We start from the raw sequence: 16,898 nt of genomic DNA, 5'->3' as shown, positions 1-16,898 counted from the left end.
AAGCAGAATATCGTCAATATTCCAGATCGGGCTCCTGTGGGATGACTGAATTCTACAAAATGACCCGAAATTGCCTCAAGTGTGAGAAATCCGCGTCGAACAGTCGCGAAGTAACGCTTGGCCTTGGCGTCATGTTCAATATCTCCCGCCACCTGTCCTTTACCAGCCGTTATTCCCATTCCGTCGATGGTCGCAATGTTCCGGAAAGTAACGCCTATTACGTGAAATTCGTGTATCTGTGGTAAAAAATGGATGATGACCAAGGCCGGAGGCGGGCATGGTATCTCGGCAATTTGATACAGGTTCCCTCGCGAAATATGCGACAAGAAGCGCGACAGACAAACAGGATTCCGGATGTCGCATGACCGGTCCAATTCCTGATAAAGATACCACCCGGTCGTGCACCCATGACGTTACCGACCTGACATGTGGACGACAGATACAGATGATCCCGACCTGTGACAGGCATGCGCGGCCCGTCCCGCCAGTTCTGGCCCTGCGGCCCGCCAGCACGACGGAAGTCACCAAATCATGGCAGCGCTGCGTTGCGTCCTATGGCCTCGACCCGTCGCAGGGATGGAAGGCGGATGTCCTGTCCGGGGCGGAATTCCGCCATGTCAGCGGATGTTCGGCCGAGCTTCTGAAGGTTGCCATGCCCGAAATGCGCCGCCTGTTCAGCCTTGTTCAGGGGCTGGGCCTGATGGTGCTGCTGGCGGATCGCGATGCCATCATACTGGCCCGCAACATTGACGAGGCGCACCAGCCTGTATGCCGCAGGCTGGAACTGCGCGAGGGCGCGATCTGGAGCGAGCATGTCGCGGGCACGAACGGCATCGGCACATCGGTGCAGGACTGCTGTCCCATCGCGTTGGGGGAAGGGGAGCACTGGCGTTTCTGTTTCTCGCTTCTGGCAAGTTATGCCGTGCCTGTTTTCGATGCGCGGGGACAGGTTGCCGGCGCCATCAACCTCGCGGCCTTCAACGGGAACACCACGCGTCCCGCCGCCCCCCTTGTGCTGGATGCGCTGATGCAGTCGGGCCGCCGCATCGAGGAGCAGCTTTTCCGCGCCTGTTACGCGGGTGGCCGCGTGCTGACGCTGGGCACGGCCGAAGGATGTTCCGCACCGCTGGTCAGCGTCAATGACGAAGGGGAAATCATTGGCGCCACCCATGCCGCGCGTTCATTGACGGGATGGACGGACGACATGATCCAGATGCGTCCCAATCTGCTGAACAAGCTTGAATCCGGCGACGAGATCAGCTTTCACAAGGCGGAGGAGAATGTGATCCGCTCGGCCCTTGCCCTGTCGCATGGCAATGCCAGCGCAACCGCGCGCAGCCTCGGGATCAGTCGCGCGACCCTCTATCGCAAGATGAAGGGTCTGGGGATCCGTTAAAAGGATTTTTAAAAACCACCAGTCGATAAACGCGATGGGGGTTTTTCGGACGCAACGCTTCCCGAAGCGTTTCCGGAAAAAGCTTTGCCCGGAACATCGCTGCAATATGCACCATGTTTCATGGACGCTTTTTAAAACGGCGGCCAGATGGCACGCATTGCCGTTGCATGGTAGCACAACAGGGAAATTGTCGCCGCCTTGTCCATGTTTCGTGAAGTGACGTATATCCTTTTCCTTGCGATGCCTGAACTTACGATGTCACGTTCGGGTCCGGGGGGAGATGAAGACGATGGCATGGGTTCCTGACGCGCACCGTTATGAACAGGCCGGTTTCCGGCGTTGTGGACATTCGGGGCTGGTCCTTCCACCCATCTCGCTCGGCCTGTGGCACAATTTCGGTGGCGTCGATGTCTTTGAAACCGGACGCGCGGTCATCAGGCGCGCCTTTGATCGCGGGGTCACGCATTTTGACCTGGCGAACAATTACGGTCCTCCCTATGGATCCGCGGAAGAAAATTTCGGCCGGATCCTGAAAGGGGACTTTACGGGCCACCGCGATGAAATGGTCATTTCCTCCAAGGCCGGATGGGACATGTGGCCCGGCCCCTATGGCGCGGGGGGATCGCGCAAGCACCTGCTGACGTCGCTGGAACAGAGCCTGCGCCGCATGGGGCTGGACCATGTGGATATTTTCTATTCCCACCGTCCGACCCCTGATGTCCCGCTGGAGGAGACGATGGGCGCGCTGGCGCAGATGGTCCGTCAGGGCAAGGCGCTGTATGTCGGCATATCTTCCTACAGTCCCGAACGCACCCGGCAGGCGGCTGAAATCCTGAAAGGCGAGGGCGTTCCCCTGCTGATACACCAGCCTTCCTATTCCATGCTGAACCGCTGGGTCGAGGTTTCGCTGCTTGATACGCTGGCGGAACTGGGCGTGGGCTGCATTGCATTTTCCCCGCTGGCGCAGGGGCTGCTGACGGCCAAGTATCTTGATGGCGTGCCTGCCGGTTCCCGTGCCACGATGGGGGATTCCTTCAGCCGCGCCATGCTGAGCGAGGAAAATCTCGCCCATGTGCGTGCCCTCAACGACATTGCCGCAAGACGCGGGCAGAGCCTTGCGCAGATGGCCATCGCCTGGGTCCTGCGCGATCCACGGGTGACATCCGCCCTGATCGGCGCGCGCAATGTCGCGCAGCTTGACGATTCGCTCGATGCCCTGAAAAACCTGTCGTTCAGCCCTGCAGAGCTTGACCTGATCGACCGGTATGCGCGTGAGGGAAAGATCGACCTGTGGCGGGACGTCAGTTCCCTTTGACGCCTGTTGACGCAGGCCCCCCTTCGTTGCGATTTCATCCCTCCCGGCGCATGGTCCAGACAGGTCATTACCAGCGCGCGCGGTAAATATTTCAGCAGGCGATACCCGGCGCGGGACGTCATATTTTGCAAGGCACGGGAATCAGGACTGCATGCTTTCAAACATACTGGCCGCGATGCTGCCGCTCGTCGTGGTGTTTTCCCTGGGATATCGCGCCGGGTGGCACAAGGATTTCAATGCGGAGCAGGTCTCTACCCTCAACCGGATGGTGATGCTTTACGCCTTTCCGCTCAACCTGTTCGTCGGGATCACCGGCACGCCACGCGCGACCCTTGCGGAACAGGTGCCGCTGGCGGCCTCTGTTTTCCTGATCATGTGCGGCAGTTTCGCGGTGGCCTATGGCCTGTCGCGATACGTCTTCAGGCGCGACGGGGCGGCCTCCACCCTGCAGGGGCTTGCGATCGGCGGTCCCTCCGTGCCGTTCATCGGTTCGGCCATGCTGCCGCCCCTGATCGGACACAGCAGTGCGACAGTGGCGATTTCCGCCGCCGTATTCGCCATGGTGCTGGTCCAGACGCCCATCAGCCTTATGCTGCTGGCGAAGAATGCGGATGCCGCGGCCGCGCCACCCCTCCTGAAACAGATCCTTTCCTCGCTCGAGGAACCGATTGTCTGGGCGCCGATCGTGGCGACGGCGCTTGTCATCCTTGACCTCCATCCGCCGCACGCGCTCCTCAACGCCATGGGGCTGCTGGGGAACACCACGGCGGGCGTGGCGCTTTTCGCATCGGGCATCGTGCTGTTTTCCCAACGGGTTTCCATAACGCTTCCCGTGATCGTGACCGTGGCGTCGCGCAATATCGTGGTGCCCGCCCTGTCATGGCTGCTGCTGGCCGCGATCGGGCTTTCGCACGAGACAATCCGCGCCGCGATCATGGCGCTGTCCATCCCCGTCGGGACGGTGGTCGTCATTCTTGGCGTCCGTTTCAGGGTGGATGAGCGCGAGGCGGCCTCGACCCTGTTTCTCAGCGCGGTGCTGTCGGTGCTGACGATGACGTTCTTCATCGCCTGCGTCAGTTAGGGGGTATTTGAAAGCAAGGTGCCGTCTTTCATCTAAACAGGACGGTGTCTTTTCGAAGCTTTTTGCAAAAAGCTTCACCAAAAACCTTTATGATTTCAGGGGGAGTGGCTGGCCTGTTTTTCAATCAGCCCGCGACGCCCTTTGATCCCGGATCGGGCCATGCGGCCGGGCGACACCCCTCGGGCGTATTTTCGCGCAGGAAGCGCGCGAATTCGATGAATGCCGCCTCTCTCGGGTCCGATGCGCGCCAGACAAGGCCGATCGTCCTGCTGGCGTCGGGAAGCGGCGTGGTGGTGATCAGATCCTCCCATTCCGCGCGGTGGCGCAGCGCAAGCCGGGGGATCAGGGAATATCCTTCCCCCGCGCCGATCATGTGCCACAGCATTTCCAGGCTGGCGGCAAGGCGTGGCTGCTCGCGCCGTGGGGGCATGCCGCACAGGGCAAGCGCCTGGTCGCGCAGGCAGTGCCCGTCCTCGAGCAGCAGCAGGTCCGGCCCGTCAAGATCGCGCATCGCCAGCGTCTCTCGGGCCGCAAGGGGATGGCTGGCGGGAAAGGCGGCCACGAACGGCTCTTCAAATATCGGTGCGTGGTGGAAGCCCTCGCCCCCCACCGGGAGTGCCGCGAAGACGAGGTCAAGTTCATCATGGCGCAGCATCCTGAGCATCGGCAGCGTCAGGTTGTCCGTCAGCTGCAGCTTCAGCTGCGGATAGGCATTGCGCAGCAAAGGCAGCAGGCTGGGCACGTAATAGGGGCCAAGTGTCGCGATGACCCCGATGCGCAGCATGCCCTCCAGCGGGCCGGTCTGCACGCGCGCCGCCTCGATCATGGCGCGGGCGGCGGCCAGCACGTCACGGCCCAGCGCGATCAGGCGCGCGCCCTGCGGCGTCGGGGCGACATGGCGGCGCGATCGTTCGAACAGCACGACGCCCAGCAGGGATTCAAGCTTGCGCACCTGTTCCGACAGGCCGCCCTGGCTGACGCCACAGCGATCCGCCGCGCGGGAAAAGTTGCGCAGGTCGTCCACCGCCACAACATATTCAATGTCCCGCAGGGAAAGGCCGGAAAGGGGAATGTACCTCATGGGTATAGGTATAGCGGATTTTAAGGGCGGGATTGAAAGGTTCTGCCGATCAGAGCTATCAGAACAAACTGTTTCCGCGTCATCCGTGTTCGTGGGACAACAGGCCTGTCATCAACTGACAAGCGAAAGCGAGGAGCATTTCATATGGCACGCATCAATTCGCCACTGAAGCCTTTCGAGGCTGATGCCTTCCACAACGGCAAGTTCATCAAGGTGACCGACGCCGACGTAAAGGGCAAATGGTCCGTCTTCTTCTTCTATCCGGCGGATTTCACGTTCGTCTGCCCGACGGAACTTGAGGACCTTGCTGAAAACTATGCCGCGTTCCAGAAGCTGGGCGTGGAAATCTATTCGGTTTCGACCGACAAGCATTTCACGCACAAGGCGTGGCATGACACGTCGCCGGCGATCAGCAAGATCAAGTATGTCATGATCGGCGACCCGACCGGCCATCTGGCGCGTAACTTTGACGTGCTGATCGAGGAAGCGGGCCTTGCGGAGCGTGGTACGTTCCTGATCGATCCGGAAGGAAAGATCCAGTACATCGAAATCACGGCCGGTGGCGTCGGCCGCAGCGCGAGCGAACTGCTCGGCAAGATCGAGGCCGCGCAGTATGTCGCGTCCCACCCGGGCGAAGTCTGCCCCGCGAAGTGGAAGGAAGGCGACAAGACGCTGACCCCTTCGCTGGACCTCGTCGGCAAGATCTGATCGCAGGTTCGTGGCCTGGCCCTTTTGGGGTCAGGCCCTCCCGCCCATCTTTTCGGAAAAAGCGGAGTATTTTCCCATGCTGCAGGATGCCATCAAAACGCAACTCAAGGGCTATCTGGCGATGCTGGAGCACCCGATCGTGCTCGAAGCCTCGCTTGATGACAGCCCTGCATCGCGGGAGATGCATGAACTCCTGCATGATGTCGCCGCCCTTTCCGACAAGGTGGAGGTTTCCGAACATGGCGAGGCCACGCGGCGCCCGTCCTTTGTGATCCGGCGCGCGGATGCCAGGGGCGGCGTCACCTTCGCCGCCATCCCGATGGGGCATGAATTCACCTCCTTCGTGCTGGCGATGCTGCAGGTGGCGGGGCATGCCCCCAAATTTTCCGACGATGTCATCGCCCAGATACGCGCCCTGCCGGGGACCTACAATTTCGAGACCTATGTCGCGCTGTCGTGCCAGAACTGTCCCGACGTGGTGCAGGCGCTGAACGCGATGAGCGTCATCAATCCCCATATCCATAACACCACGATCGATGGCGCGCTGTTCCAGGACGAGGTGACGGCAAGGAACATCATGTCCGTGCCACAGGTTTACCTCAATGGCGAACTGTTCGAGACGGGACGCGCGGACATCGAACAGATACTGGCGAAACTGGATGCGGATGCCCCCCGGCGCGCGGCGGAAAAGCTGAAGGATATCGCGCCGTTCGACGTGCTGATCATCGGCAGCGGGCCGGCGGGCGCGTCGGCTGCGATCTATGCCGCGCGCAAGGGGCTGCGGACCGGCATCGTGGCGGAACGGTTCGGCGGTCAGGTCATGGATACGGCGGGGATCGAGAATTTCATCTCCATCCCCGAGACGGACGGCCCCAGGCTGTCCGCCGCGCTGGAGGCCCATGTCCGCACCTATGACGTGGACGTGATTTCGGCGCAGCGTGCAAAGGAACTGTTTCCCGCGGCCCGGCCGGGCGGCCTGCATGGCGTCGCGCTGGAAAGCGGGGCGATCCTGCATGCGCGGACGGTCATCCTGGCGACAGGCGCGCACTGGCGCCACCTTGGCGTCCCGGGGGAAGAGGAATATCGCAACAAGGGCGTTGCGTACTGCCCGCACTGCGACGGACCGTTTTACAAGGGCAAGCGCGTCGCGGTGGCCGGCGGCGGCAATAGCGGCGTGGAGGCCGCGATCGACCTTGCCGGCATCGTCGCCCATGTCACGCTGCTGCAGCGCGGCTCTCACCTCAAGGCCGACAAGGTGCTGCAGGACAAGCTGCATACCCTGCCGAACGTGACGGTCCTGACCGAGGCCCTGACGACGCGGATCGAGGGGAACGGCAGGAACGTCACGGGCCTGACCTATCGCGGGGGCGACGGGGCGGATCACCATATCGACCTCGAGGGGGTCTTTGTGCAGATCGGCCTGCTTCCCAACACGGACTGGCTGAAGGGGACGGTGAAGCTAAATGATTTCGGGGAAATCATTGTCAACGATCATGGGGCGACCTCGATCCCGGGCATATTCGCGGCAGGGGACGCGACGACGACGCCGTACAAGCAGATCGTGATCGCGATCGGCGATGGCGCGAAGGCGGCCCTGTCCGCGTTCGATTACCTGATCCGCGTGCCGGTGCCTGATGAAAAGCTGGTGGCGGCCTGATACCCTGTGGGTGCGCAAAGGGGGCGGCAGGACATGCCGTGCCCCATCGCCAGCTTTCGGCGCGCCGGCGTCTTTGGAAAGGCAGGTCCGGTAATATCCGGAAGCTTTTTCCAAGGGCTTCGCAAGATGTCGCCTTTTTGAAAAAAGGCGACACCCAAAAACGTTTGATTTTTTATCAACAGGGTGTTGTCGGACAGGTTTTTATTCAGTTTTCCCGCCGCGTTACCAGAAGCTGGTTGATGCGGAATCCCTCCACATCGACCACTTCGAAACGGAAACGCGCCGTGTCCACCCGGTCGGCCTTGCGGGCCATGCGGCGCAGGCGGTGCATGACAAATCCGCCAATCGTATCGAACGGCCCCGTATCATCCAGTTCCCGTGCGTCCAGTTCCCGCCTGACATCCCCGATGGAGGCCGCGCCATCTATCAGCCATGAATTCGCGTCGCGACGGACAATCAGCTGCTCTTCGAACGGATTGACGACACCGCCCATCAGGGCGCCCATGATGTCCTTGAACGTAATCAGCCCCACCACCAGCCCGTATTCATTGACCACCAGCGCGAAACCGACCCCGTGGGTGTCGAACTGCGCCAGCGTGTCCCACAGGTTGATGGTCTCCGGCACCGACAGGACATCGCGGCGCACCTGAAAGATGGGCCGGTCATCCATGGGGATGTCCGCCGGTGTCTGTGTGGCGGGGGACGGGGCGCGATCGACGACCGCCGCCAGCACGTCCTCGGCGCGGATGGAACCGACCACGTTATCCAGCCCGCCATTGCACAGGGGATAGCGGGAATACGGCTTGGCGCGGACCTTGTTTTTCTGGGCTTCCACGCTTTCCTGCAGGTCCAGATAGACGATTTCGTCACGCGGCGTCATGGCGGACGTGATGGAACGGTCCTGCAGCCCCAGCACGTTCTGGATCATCTGGTGTTCCTGTTCCAGAAGCACGCCCGACGCCGTGCCGGCGGCAAGGATCGCGCGCAGGTCCTCTGGCGTGACGGGTTCCACCGCCGAGGCCGCCGGGATTTTCAGCGCCCGCAGGATCGTGTCCGACATTTTCGAAAAAACCCAGACAAGGGGATAAAACAGTTTCAGCGCCATCCCCGGGAACCAGCCCACCGCAAGCGCCACCCTGTCGGGGGCGTTCATCGCGATGCGTTTGGGGATCAGGTCGGCAAACAGCACGAACATGCCGGTCACCAGGAAAAACCCGCTGCATGCCGCCAGCGTCTGCGCCGCGGGTTCGCCCATCCCCCACGTCATGAACCCATGGGTCAGGGATGGGGCGATCATTTCCGAACTGATGATGCCGCCCAGGACGCCAACACCGTTGAGGCATATCTGAAGAACGGTCATGACCTGCCCGCTGTTGCGGCGCAGTTTCAGAAACGCGGTCGCGCGTTCGTCCCCGGATTCCGCCCGGGAGCGAAGGCGGACATCACGTGCGGCCGCGAACGATATTTCCGAAAGTGAAATAAAAATATTGAGCGCGACCAGAAGAATAAGCGCGATCAGGCCGGATACAAACAAAATCACCAGAGCACCTGTTACAAGATAGGCACCGTCATTTAGCATATAATCCAGAAAACCATGGATATATTTCCCGTACGCTTCATGCCCCCGGTATATCCACCGCGTCTGGAAATACTGATGGAGAACCGGGCCTGCGGGATGGAACTGTCCCGCCGGTCGCGGCCATGCGAACCGGCGGGGCAGGGTGGCCCATCGCGTCGCGGGCTATCGCGTGGGAAGCGCGGAGAGCACCGGCCGGGTCAGGTCGTCCTCGGGTTCGGGGCCGTGCGTCCGGGGCGCGGGCACGTCGCCTGCGGGCGGTGCGCCATGCAGATGGGAATATTGCAGGGGATCAATGGAAAACAGCCTGTCCTGCGCGGGCAGTTCGGCCATGCTCCACCCGCCGCCGCAGGCGCGGATCAGGCCCACCTGCGCCTGAAGGTAGCGGGTCTGGACCTCCACCTGCTGGATGCGGGCCTCAAGCGTGCTGACCTGCGCGATCAGGACATCCAGATAGGCCGCAAGGCCGCCCTTGTACAGGTTCATCGTGATGTCCTGCGTCTGGCTTGCGGCATCCACCGCCGCCCGCAGGCGGCCGTTTTCGCCATCCAGCCGGTTCGTGCGCGACAGCCCGTCCTCCACATCGCGGAATGCGTTGAGGATGGTCATGCGGTAATGGTCCCGCGTCTCGCGATAGGCGGACCAGCTCTGCTGCAGCTGCGCCCGGCGCAATCCCCCCTCGAATACCGGAAGGGTCACGGTCGCGCCATAGGACCACATGCTGTTGGCAAGGTTGGCGAGGTTGAAGCCGTTATCGTCAAATCCCCCATCCATCCGGAACGACACATGGGGATAGAACGCGGCCCGCGCGATGCCGATGGCGCGGTTGGCCTGCGCCATCTGGCGTTCCGCCATGGCGATGTCCGGCCTGCGTTCCAGAAGGTCCGAGGGCAGGGCGGGTGACAGGGCGAAACGGCTGGCGTTCAGGTGGCTGTCGGGCGACAGGTGGAACGAGGAAGGTGCTTCGTTGACCAGCACGGCAATGGCGTGCTCCATCACCTCCCGCTGGGCCTGGATGTCCAGCAGGTGCGCCTGCGTGGTGTAAAGCTGGTTCTGCGCGCGCGCCACGTCTAGGCGCGACGCCGCCTGATCCTGCAGGCGCGTGCGCGTGACACGCAGCGATTCCTCGTAATAGCTGATTGAACGGCTGTAGATGTCCGCCTGCGCGTCCAGCCCGCGCAGGGTGAAGTAATCGGTCGCCAGTTCGGCCTGCAGGCTCAGCCGGGCCGAGGCATATTCGGCGGCCTGTTCCTGCGCGTAATCCTTCTGCAGGCGCACGCGGTTGCGGATGGAGGACCAGAAATCCGGCTCCCACGAGGCCATTCCCCCATAGAATTCATCCGAATCCGTAATCGGTCCCTTGTAGCGGAACAGCCGTTCGGCCGAACTCTTGTTATTGCTGGCGCCAAAGGAAATGCCGAAATGCGGCAGCAGGTCGGATCGTGCCTCGCTCACGATCGCGCGGGCCTGCAGGAAACGTTCGGCCGCGGCCTGCAGATCCCCGTTATGGGCGGTCGCCGCCGCCTCCAGCGTATCCAGCTGCGGGTCGGCAAAGGTTTTCCACCATTCCGCGCGGATGCTGTCATCCATGGGATGGGCCACCGCGAACGGCGCCTGCCCCTGCCATGTGGTGGGGATGACATAATGCGGCGCGTGATAGGCGGGGGCGAGGTCGCATCCCGCCAGCGACAGGGTGGAGACGGCGCACAGACCACCCATGAACAGGCAACGGCGCAGATCAGCCCTCATCATTCATCATCCTTGTCGGAGGTGTCATCGCCATATCCGGCCACGGGCCGGACCACGTGGACCTTCTGCCCCTCCAGCAGGTCGGCGGGCGGGTTGTCGATGATCCGGTCTTCGGGCGTGATGCCCGAAAGGACCTGCGTCGCCCCATCGCCCATGCGCCCCACCGTGATGTCGCGGAAATGCGCGGTATCCTGCCGGTCCACCACCGCGACCTGCATGCCGTGTTCCTGGAACACCAGCGCCCCTGTGGGGATGGTCTGGTGGCGCGACTGTTCCGGTGCGCTGAGTGTCACGGCCGCGAACGTGCCGGGCCACAGGGCATGGTCCTGGTTGTCGATGATGAACTCGCTCACGCTTGTCCTGGTGTCCGGGTCGTACCCGCCCGATACGGTCAGGAAGCGGGCCTCGAACACGCGGTCGGGGAACTGTGGCACGTGCACGGTCGCGTGCAGGCCGGACTGGAGGATGTAGGACATGTTTTCGGGGATCGAGACGAACAGCCGCATCTGGTGCGTGTCCGCCACGCTGAACAGTTCGCTGGCGCCGCCATTGGCGTTGAGGTTGCCGCCGCCTTCGTGCACGTAATCGCCAACGTTGATGTCGCGTTCCGTCACGACCCCATCGAAGGGGGAGACAATGACCTTGAAACGTTCAAGCGCGGCGTAGCGGTCAAGGTTGTGCCGCGCGGCCTCCAGGTCGGCTGCGGCCGATTTCTCGTTCGCGTCCTGGACGGAAACCGACTGCCCCGAAACGGCCTGCGATTTTCCCATCAGGCGCCAGCGCTGGGCGGTCACCACCGCCAGGTCGTATTTCGCCTGCGATGACTGCAGGTCGGCCTGCGCCTGCGCGAACTGGGCATCGAGGCCGGGCGTATTGATTTCCGCCAGCACGTCGCCAGTGGAAACGCGCGCGCCGTAATCCTTGTACCACATGCGCACGTACCCCGACACCTGCGGATAGATGGGGGCCTGGTACCAGGCCTCGATCGTGCCGGGCAGTTCGAGGCTGACGTGACGCGCCTCGGGACGGGAGGAGATGACCATCACGTCGGGCACGGCGGCCACCCTTGCGTCGTTGCGCAGGGCGACGGCGTGGTGGATGCGTTCGATCGTCAGGTAACCACACCAGCCCGCAACAACCGCAGCGCCGGCCATCATCATGACTTTTCGGGATTTCTGAGTGGACATCAGTTCATTTCCTCCCGGCGGCGGGCCGGACGGTTGTGCAGGATTGCGTAAACACAGGGCACGAACAGAAGGGTGGAGACCGTCGCCACCAGCAGGCCGCCGATGACGGCGCGGCCCAGCGGCGCATTCTGCGAATTGCTCATGGCCATGGGCACCATGCCGATCACCATCGCCAGCGCGGTCATCAGGACGGGCCGTATCCGCCCGTATCCCGCCTCCACCGCCGCGCGCAGGGCATCGCCATGTTCCTCGATCCGTTCACGGGCGAAGGACACGACAAGGATCGAATTGGCCGTCGCGGTCCCCATGCACATGATCGCGCCGGTCAGGGCCGGAACGGACAGGCGCGTATGGGTCAGGAACAGCGCCCATGCGATCCCGGCCAGCGCGCCGGGAAGGGCGGTGATGATGATGAACGGGTCCAGCCACGACTGGAAATTGACCACGATCAGCAGGTAAATCAGCACCACCGACACAACCAGTCCGAAGATCAGCTCCACATAGGAATGCCGCATGGTTTCGGTCTGGCCCCGGATGACGACCGCGGCAGTGGAGGGAACCATCGATTGCGTCTGGCGCAGGACGCGTCGCACGCCCGCCGTCACCTGCCCCAGATCCGCGCCTTCGGCCGAGACGTAGATGTCGATTTCGGGCATGGAGTTGAAGTGCGAGACCTGTCCCGGCGTGCCGGTGGCCGTGACGTTGCTGATGCCGCCCAGCAGCTGCATGTGCCGCCCCTGCGGGTCGCCGTCGCCCTTGTCGACCGGGATGGTCATCAGGTTGTTGAAATGCGTCAGCTGGTCCTGCGAGACATAGACGTTGAGCGGGAAGGTAATGCCCGTCTGCGGATCCAGCCAGTATTGCGGGTCCACCGTCTGGCTGCCTGACAGGGTCATGAGTTCGTTGTTGGCAAGGTCGGCTTCGGTCATGCCGGTCGCCTGCCCGAACGTCCGGTTGCCCTGTACGAACAGTGTCGGGGTCTTCATGGTCTGCTGGATCACGACATCGGCCGCGCCGGGCACCTGACGCAGGCGGTTTACGACCTGTCGGGCGTATTCGTAATTATCCCGTAGGTCGGGGCCTGAAATCTGCACGTCGATGGGCGAGGGGGAACCGAAATTGAGGATCTTTGCCGTCAGGTCCGCCGGCTGGAACGTGAACACCGTGCCGGGGAAACGGGCGGACAGGTCGCGGCGCAGGGTGCGGCGGTAATCCCACACCGGCGTTTCCTCGTCCTTCAGGGCGATGGTGATGTCGCAATCCTGCGTGCCGATGGTGGGGGTGGGGATGAACGCCTGGTTATGCGCGCCTTCGGGCAGGCCGCAATTCTCGATCATGGTATCCACCTTGCCGGGGAACAGCGCATGGACCCGGTCCTCGACCAGGGATGCCTCGCGCCCGGCCACTTCGATACGGGTGCCCAGCGGCGCGCGCATGTGCATCTGGATCGTGCCGGACTTCGTTTCAGGGAAGAAGTCGCGTCCGGCGATGAAATACAGCCCCGTGGAGCACAGCGATACGCCAAGGAAGATCGCAACAAAGCGTCCGCGTCGGCTGATGGCCCGGCGCAGGACATCGGCATAGCGTTCGCGAAAGGTGTTGAATCCCCGCTCGAACGCCTGCTGGAAACGTTCGGGCAGCCGCTGGGGATATTGCAGCTTGTGAAACTGGGGTTCGCAGTGGTGTGAATCCCCGTGTCCGGCGACACTGTGCCCCGCAAGGAGGTACTTCGCCATGGTCGGCACCAGCGTGCGCGACAGGATGAAGGAGGCGACCATGGCGAAGATGATCGCCTCGGCCATCGGCATGAACAGCCAGCCCGCGACACCGCTCAGCCCGAAAAGGGGAAGCCACACGATGCAGATGCACGTCGTTGCGACAAAGGTCGGGATGACGATCTGGTTCGCCGCGTCGATGATGGCGGGTTCCAGTTCCTTGCCCATTTCCAGATGGGCGTCGATGTTCTCGATCATGACGGTGGCGTCATCGACAAGGATGCCGACCGCAAGTGCCAGGCCACCCAGCGTCATGACGTTGATCGTCTGTCCCGCCCAGTCCAGCCCGATAATCGCGCACAGGATGGCCAGCGGGATGGAGGTCGCGATGATGAGGGTCGGCCGCCACGATCCCAGGAACAGCAGGACCACCATGCCCGTCAGGAACGCGGCCGTCAGCATTTCGCGCACGACGTCGAAGATGGAATCCTTCACGAAGATGGAGGCATCGCCCAGAATGCTGATCTTCACGTCCGGGGGCAGCAGTTTCTGGATGCGGGGCAGAAGGGCCTTCGCGCCGGCCACGACATCCAGTGTCGAGGCATCGCCGCTTTTCATCACGACGATTTCCACCCCCTGCTGTCCCTTGACCAGGACGAGGTTGGTCTGGGGATGGCCGCCGCGATAGACTTCGGCCACGTCATGGACATAGATGACGGCATTGCCGACACGCTTGACGGGGATATCGCCCAGTTCCTTCATCGAACGCGGGGTGGCGTTTGTCTGGACCATCCAGTCGGTGGCGGAAATTTTCTGGTCCCCCGCCGGCAGGACGATGTTCTGCCCGCGCAGGGCGTTCTGCACGTCCATGGCCGACAGGTGATGCGCCTGCAGCTGCTGCTGGTTCAGGGCGACCATCACGAAACTGTCCATCCCGCCATAGGCCTGCGGCACGACAGCCCCCGGCACCGTGACCAGCAGGGGACGCACGCGGATCATCGCAAGCTTGAACAGGTCCGAGGGGGTCTGTCGCGCGGACGTGACCTGCAGCGTGAGCACCGGCACGGATGAGGCATCGAGGCTCATCACCATGGGGGAAGGAATGTTTTCCGGAAGCTGCTTTATGACCGTCTGCGATATGGCTGTGACTTCGGCCTCGGCCTTGCCAATATCCGTTCCGGGCTGGAAGTATATGTTGACGATGCCGCGCCCGTAATAGGAACTGCTTTCCATATGTTCGATGCCCTCGACGGTCGAGGTCACCATCAGTTCGTAGTTGTATATGATACGCCCGGCGAATTCTTCGGGCAGCATCCCGCCATACGTCCACACGACGGACACGACGGGAATGCGGATGTTGGGGAATACATCCGTCGGCGTGCGCAATACCGACATGATGCCAAAGATCACGATAAGGATCGACAGCACCACAAAGGTATAGGGCCGACGCAGCGCGGTGACTACGATGGCATTCATGAGTATTGGCCCATGTGAAAGATAGACCTGTTTTTTACAAACTATGAATGAAGAACATATAAAATATTTTTTTAATACATGTATTTTAGTTTATTATTACTTATGATACATGAATCGTTTTTTAAGAAACTTCCGCAGTCGAAAAAACGCGTGGGGAAAAAAGACTGGCGCGCGAAGGATGCCGTGCGAAAGGGCGACGGTCCTGCGGGTCCGTACGACAGGCGTCGCGTGGTTTTCATGATGAAGTATGAAAATACATTCTGGTTTTATTACAGAATGACAAAGTAAAACGGCATCCCGGATTGATCATTTTACTGACTTTCCACAGGCCCTGACCGGACAGGCATGAAGGGGGCGACGTTCGACATACGTGGGGATGATGATGGGATGAAGGATCCCCGGGTGATGGCATGCGTTCCATCCCGCGCGGCGGGGAGCATGTTCCTGTCCTCGTGTCTTGAATGTTCACAAGGCCCTGCGGCATGATGGCATCCGACCAAGAGGAGAATGCATGAAGCCCGACGCCACCGACAGTCAGCCAAAGCCCGGCCTGCGTGAACGCAAGCAGGAGCGCATCCGCGCCACGCTGATTGCCGAAGCCATGCGTCTGTTTTCCGCGCAGGGATACGATCAGACGACGGTGGATGAAATCGCCGATGCGGCGGACATATCGCGCCGGACGCTGTTTCGCATGTTCAAGACGAAGGGCGATATCGTTCTGGCATGGACGAAGGGCATGACCCAAAGCCTGAGCGATGCCCTTGCGTCATGCCCCGTGGACATGCATCCCGCCGATGCGATGATGCATGCCTTTACCTCCCTCGTGCCCCGGATTGCGAAAAATCGTCAGGATACCTACGCTTTTGTCTTCCTGATCGAAAAGACGCCCTCCCTCCAGACGGTAAGCCTCCAGAAATACGGGAAGTGGGAGGACTGCCTGGCCGAAGGGCTGGCAAAACGCATTGCTGACCGGAAAAACCGCAGGAATGCCGCCCGTCTGATGGCGCGCAGCGGTATCGCCATCTTCCGCACCGCGCTGGATGAATGGATACGCCTCAAGGGGCGTCCGGCGCTGGTGCCCCTTCTGGAAAAAACCTATGACCTGCAATCATCGCTCTGGCCACGGCATGTGGAGGCCGCGTCCATCGCGACGCCATGACGGATCTGTCCTGATGGCGTGGGGTGTCGGGCCGCGCCGGTCATCAGCCCATTGCGCAACGGCGGCCTGAATTTCCCGACATTGCGTTCACGATCGCGCGGCCTCGGGCTTTACGCGGATATCCTGTTTCCATGGCAGGCATGATCGTAAATATTCAGGACCGTTTCGACCGCGGTGATGGCAATGATGCGGGGATTGCGCGGTATGCTGCCGGTACGGATATCCTCGTAAAGGGCGGGCAGGAACTGGCTGATCAACGGGTCCGGCAGGCCCGTTTCCCCCAGATCGTCAAACAGCGACCCAACGGCGGCCTGCGCCTGTGGAAGCGCCCAGTAATACCTGATGCGGTCGCTGTAGGAATAATGCCGCAGCCATTCGATATGCCGCGCGCTGCCGGCATAATGCCCCTGCCAGAAGGCAGGGTTGTCGCGCATCAGCCGTTCCATGGTGCTTCGCAGGGTGGTGCGTTCCGGCCGCAGGACGGCGCGGATATCGTCCAGCGCGTATAATGCCTCACGCAGGGCGAATGTCAGGCCCGGCCCGACCTTCAGGATGGCAAATCCGTCCTCCACCAGCGTCCTCAGCGCCGGAAGGGGCTGATAATCCGTGGAATGGGCCTCAAAAACCCGTCCGGGCATGTGTGACAGCGTATCGATCAGGTCCCGCGCGCGTTCGCGGCGGTAAAAGGCCACGTCCTCGACGCGGAAATCTCACAGAAGGGTTGTACATCGGGTTAGATTATGAAAAAGTCTGTTTTGCACAAAAGAAATTTTCGTAAGCTATAAGAAAACCCGATGC

General features: G+C 61.7%; 11 protein-coding genes and 2 pseudogenes. 7 read left to right on the top strand and 6 right to left on the bottom strand.

What is annotated here, in order from left to right:
- Positions 1 to 92 precede the first annotated feature (92 nt).
- The 4 genes and pseudogenes from CFR71_RS13690 to CFR71_RS13675 all read left to right on the top strand — a co-directional run.
- Positions 93 to 245 (top strand): annotated as a pseudogene (locus CFR71_RS13690) (transporter); the annotation flags it as partial.
- A 200-nt stretch (positions 246 to 445) separates the two neighbouring features.
- Entirely contained in the window at positions 446 to 1,396 is a 951-nt protein-coding gene (locus tag CFR71_RS13685; protein ID WP_110531897.1) for a helix-turn-helix domain-containing protein, read from the top strand.
- 289 nt (positions 1,397 to 1,685) lie between these two features.
- Positions 1,686 to 2,711: an L-glyceraldehyde 3-phosphate reductase gene (gene mgrA / locus CFR71_RS13680; RefSeq protein WP_110531901.1), complete on the top strand. Its 1,026-nt coding sequence runs from the start codon at positions 1,686 to 1,688 to the stop codon at positions 2,709 to 2,711.
- 151 nt (positions 2,712 to 2,862) lie between these two features.
- Entirely contained in the window at positions 2,863 to 3,792 is a 930-nt protein-coding gene (locus tag CFR71_RS13675; RefSeq protein ID WP_110531894.1) for an AEC family transporter, read from the top strand.
- A 124-nt stretch (positions 3,793 to 3,916) separates the two neighbouring features.
- Here the strand turns inward: CFR71_RS13675 and CFR71_RS13670 are convergent, their stop codons facing one another.
- Entirely contained in the window at positions 3,917 to 4,873 is a 957-nt protein-coding gene (locus CFR71_RS13670; RefSeq protein ID WP_110531892.1) for a hydrogen peroxide-inducible genes activator, read from the bottom strand.
- A gap of 144 nt (positions 4,874 to 5,017) precedes the next feature.
- Here CFR71_RS13670 and ahpC point away from each other — a divergent pair, with 144 nt between their 5' ends.
- Both ahpC and ahpF read left to right on the top strand, forming a co-directional pair.
- Positions 5,018 to 5,581: an alkyl hydroperoxide reductase subunit C gene (ahpC, locus tag CFR71_RS13665; RefSeq protein ID WP_110531890.1), complete on the top strand. Its 564-nt coding sequence runs from the start codon at positions 5,018 to 5,020 to the stop codon at positions 5,579 to 5,581.
- A gap of 76 nt (positions 5,582 to 5,657) precedes the next feature.
- A complete protein-coding gene (gene ahpF, locus CFR71_RS13660; protein WP_110531899.1) occupies positions 5,658 to 7,238 on the top strand; it encodes an alkyl hydroperoxide reductase subunit F in 1,581 nt (526 codons plus the stop codon).
- A 205-nt stretch (positions 7,239 to 7,443) separates the two neighbouring features.
- Here ahpF and CFR71_RS13655 read toward each other — a convergent pair whose 3' ends face one another.
- The 4 genes from CFR71_RS13655 to CFR71_RS13640 all read right to left on the bottom strand — a co-directional run bounded on the left by CFR71_RS13655 (position 7,444) and on the right by CFR71_RS13640 (position 14,941).
- Positions 7,444 to 8,778: a hemolysin family protein gene (locus tag CFR71_RS13655; RefSeq protein ID WP_206057891.1), complete on the bottom strand. Its 1,335-nt coding sequence runs from the start codon at positions 8,776 to 8,778 to the stop codon at positions 7,444 to 7,446.
- A 201-nt stretch (positions 8,779 to 8,979) separates the two neighbouring features.
- Positions 8,980 to 10,566 carry an efflux transporter outer membrane subunit gene (locus CFR71_RS13650; protein WP_110531886.1) on the bottom strand — a complete coding sequence of 529 codons (1,587 nt, stop codon included), beginning with the start codon at positions 10,564 to 10,566 and terminating at the stop codon, positions 8,980 to 8,982.
- Positions 10,563 to 11,750 (bottom strand): efflux RND transporter periplasmic adaptor subunit, encoded by a 1,188-nt coding sequence (locus CFR71_RS13645; protein ID WP_110531884.1) that lies wholly within the window; start codon positions 11,748 to 11,750, stop codon positions 10,563 to 10,565. The genes CFR71_RS13650 and CFR71_RS13645 overlap by 4 nt, the downstream gene beginning before the upstream one ends.
- A complete protein-coding gene (locus CFR71_RS13640) occupies positions 11,750 to 14,941 on the bottom strand; it encodes an efflux RND transporter permease subunit (protein WP_110531883.1) in 3,192 nt (1,063 codons plus the stop codon). The genes CFR71_RS13645 and CFR71_RS13640 overlap by 1 nt, the downstream gene beginning before the upstream one ends.
- Before the next feature lie 511 nt (positions 14,942 to 15,452).
- Here CFR71_RS13640 and CFR71_RS13630 point away from each other — a divergent pair.
- A complete protein-coding gene (locus tag CFR71_RS13630; protein ID WP_110531879.1) occupies positions 15,453 to 16,100 on the top strand; it encodes a TetR/AcrR family transcriptional regulator in 648 nt (215 codons plus the stop codon).
- 110 nt (positions 16,101 to 16,210) lie between these two features.
- On the opposite strand, the pseudogene CFR71_RS13625 reads toward CFR71_RS13630, so the two are convergent.
- Positions 16,211 to 16,795: pseudogene (locus CFR71_RS13625) on the bottom strand (class II D-tagatose-bisphosphate aldolase non-catalytic subunit); the annotation flags it as partial.
- Positions 16,796 to 16,898 lie beyond the last annotated feature (103 nt).

Origin of the sequence: Novacetimonas pomaceti, assembly GCF_003207955.1 — a bacterium.
Taxonomy (GTDB): Bacteria; Pseudomonadota; Alphaproteobacteria; order Acetobacterales; family Acetobacteraceae; genus Novacetimonas; species Novacetimonas pomaceti.
The sequence above is the reverse complement of the archived record's forward strand: the minus strand, read 5'-3'. Positions and strand labels throughout refer to the sequence as shown.

Coding starts and splice junctions, on each gene's coding strand:
- CFR71_RS13685 (WP_110531897.1), top strand. CDS start 446: ATGATCCCGACCTGTGACAGGCATGCGCGGCCCGTCCCGCCAGTTCTG.
- mgrA (WP_110531901.1), top strand. CDS start 1,686: ATGGCATGGGTTCCTGACGCGCACCGTTATGAACAGGCCGGTTTCCGG.
- CFR71_RS13675 (WP_110531894.1), top strand. CDS start 2,863: ATGCTTTCAAACATACTGGCCGCGATGCTGCCGCTCGTCGTGGTGTTT.
- CFR71_RS13670 (WP_110531892.1), bottom strand. CDS start 4,873: ATGAGGTACATTCCCCTTTCCGGCCTTTCCCTGCGGGACATTGAATAT.
- ahpC (WP_110531890.1), top strand. CDS start 5,018: ATGGCACGCATCAATTCGCCACTGAAGCCTTTCGAGGCTGATGCCTTC.
- ahpF (WP_110531899.1), top strand. CDS start 5,658: ATGCTGCAGGATGCCATCAAAACGCAACTCAAGGGCTATCTGGCGATG.
- CFR71_RS13650 (WP_110531886.1), bottom strand. CDS start 10,566: ATGATGAGGGCTGATCTGCGCCGTTGCCTGTTCATGGGTGGTCTGTGC.
- CFR71_RS13645 (WP_110531884.1), bottom strand. CDS start 11,750: ATGTCCACTCAGAAATCCCGAAAAGTCATGATGATGGCCGGCGCTGCG.
- CFR71_RS13640 (WP_110531883.1), bottom strand. CDS start 14,941: ATGAATGCCATCGTAGTCACCGCGCTGCGTCGGCCCTATACCTTTGTG.
- CFR71_RS13630 (WP_110531879.1), top strand. CDS start 15,453: ATGAAGCCCGACGCCACCGACAGTCAGCCAAAGCCCGGCCTGCGTGAA.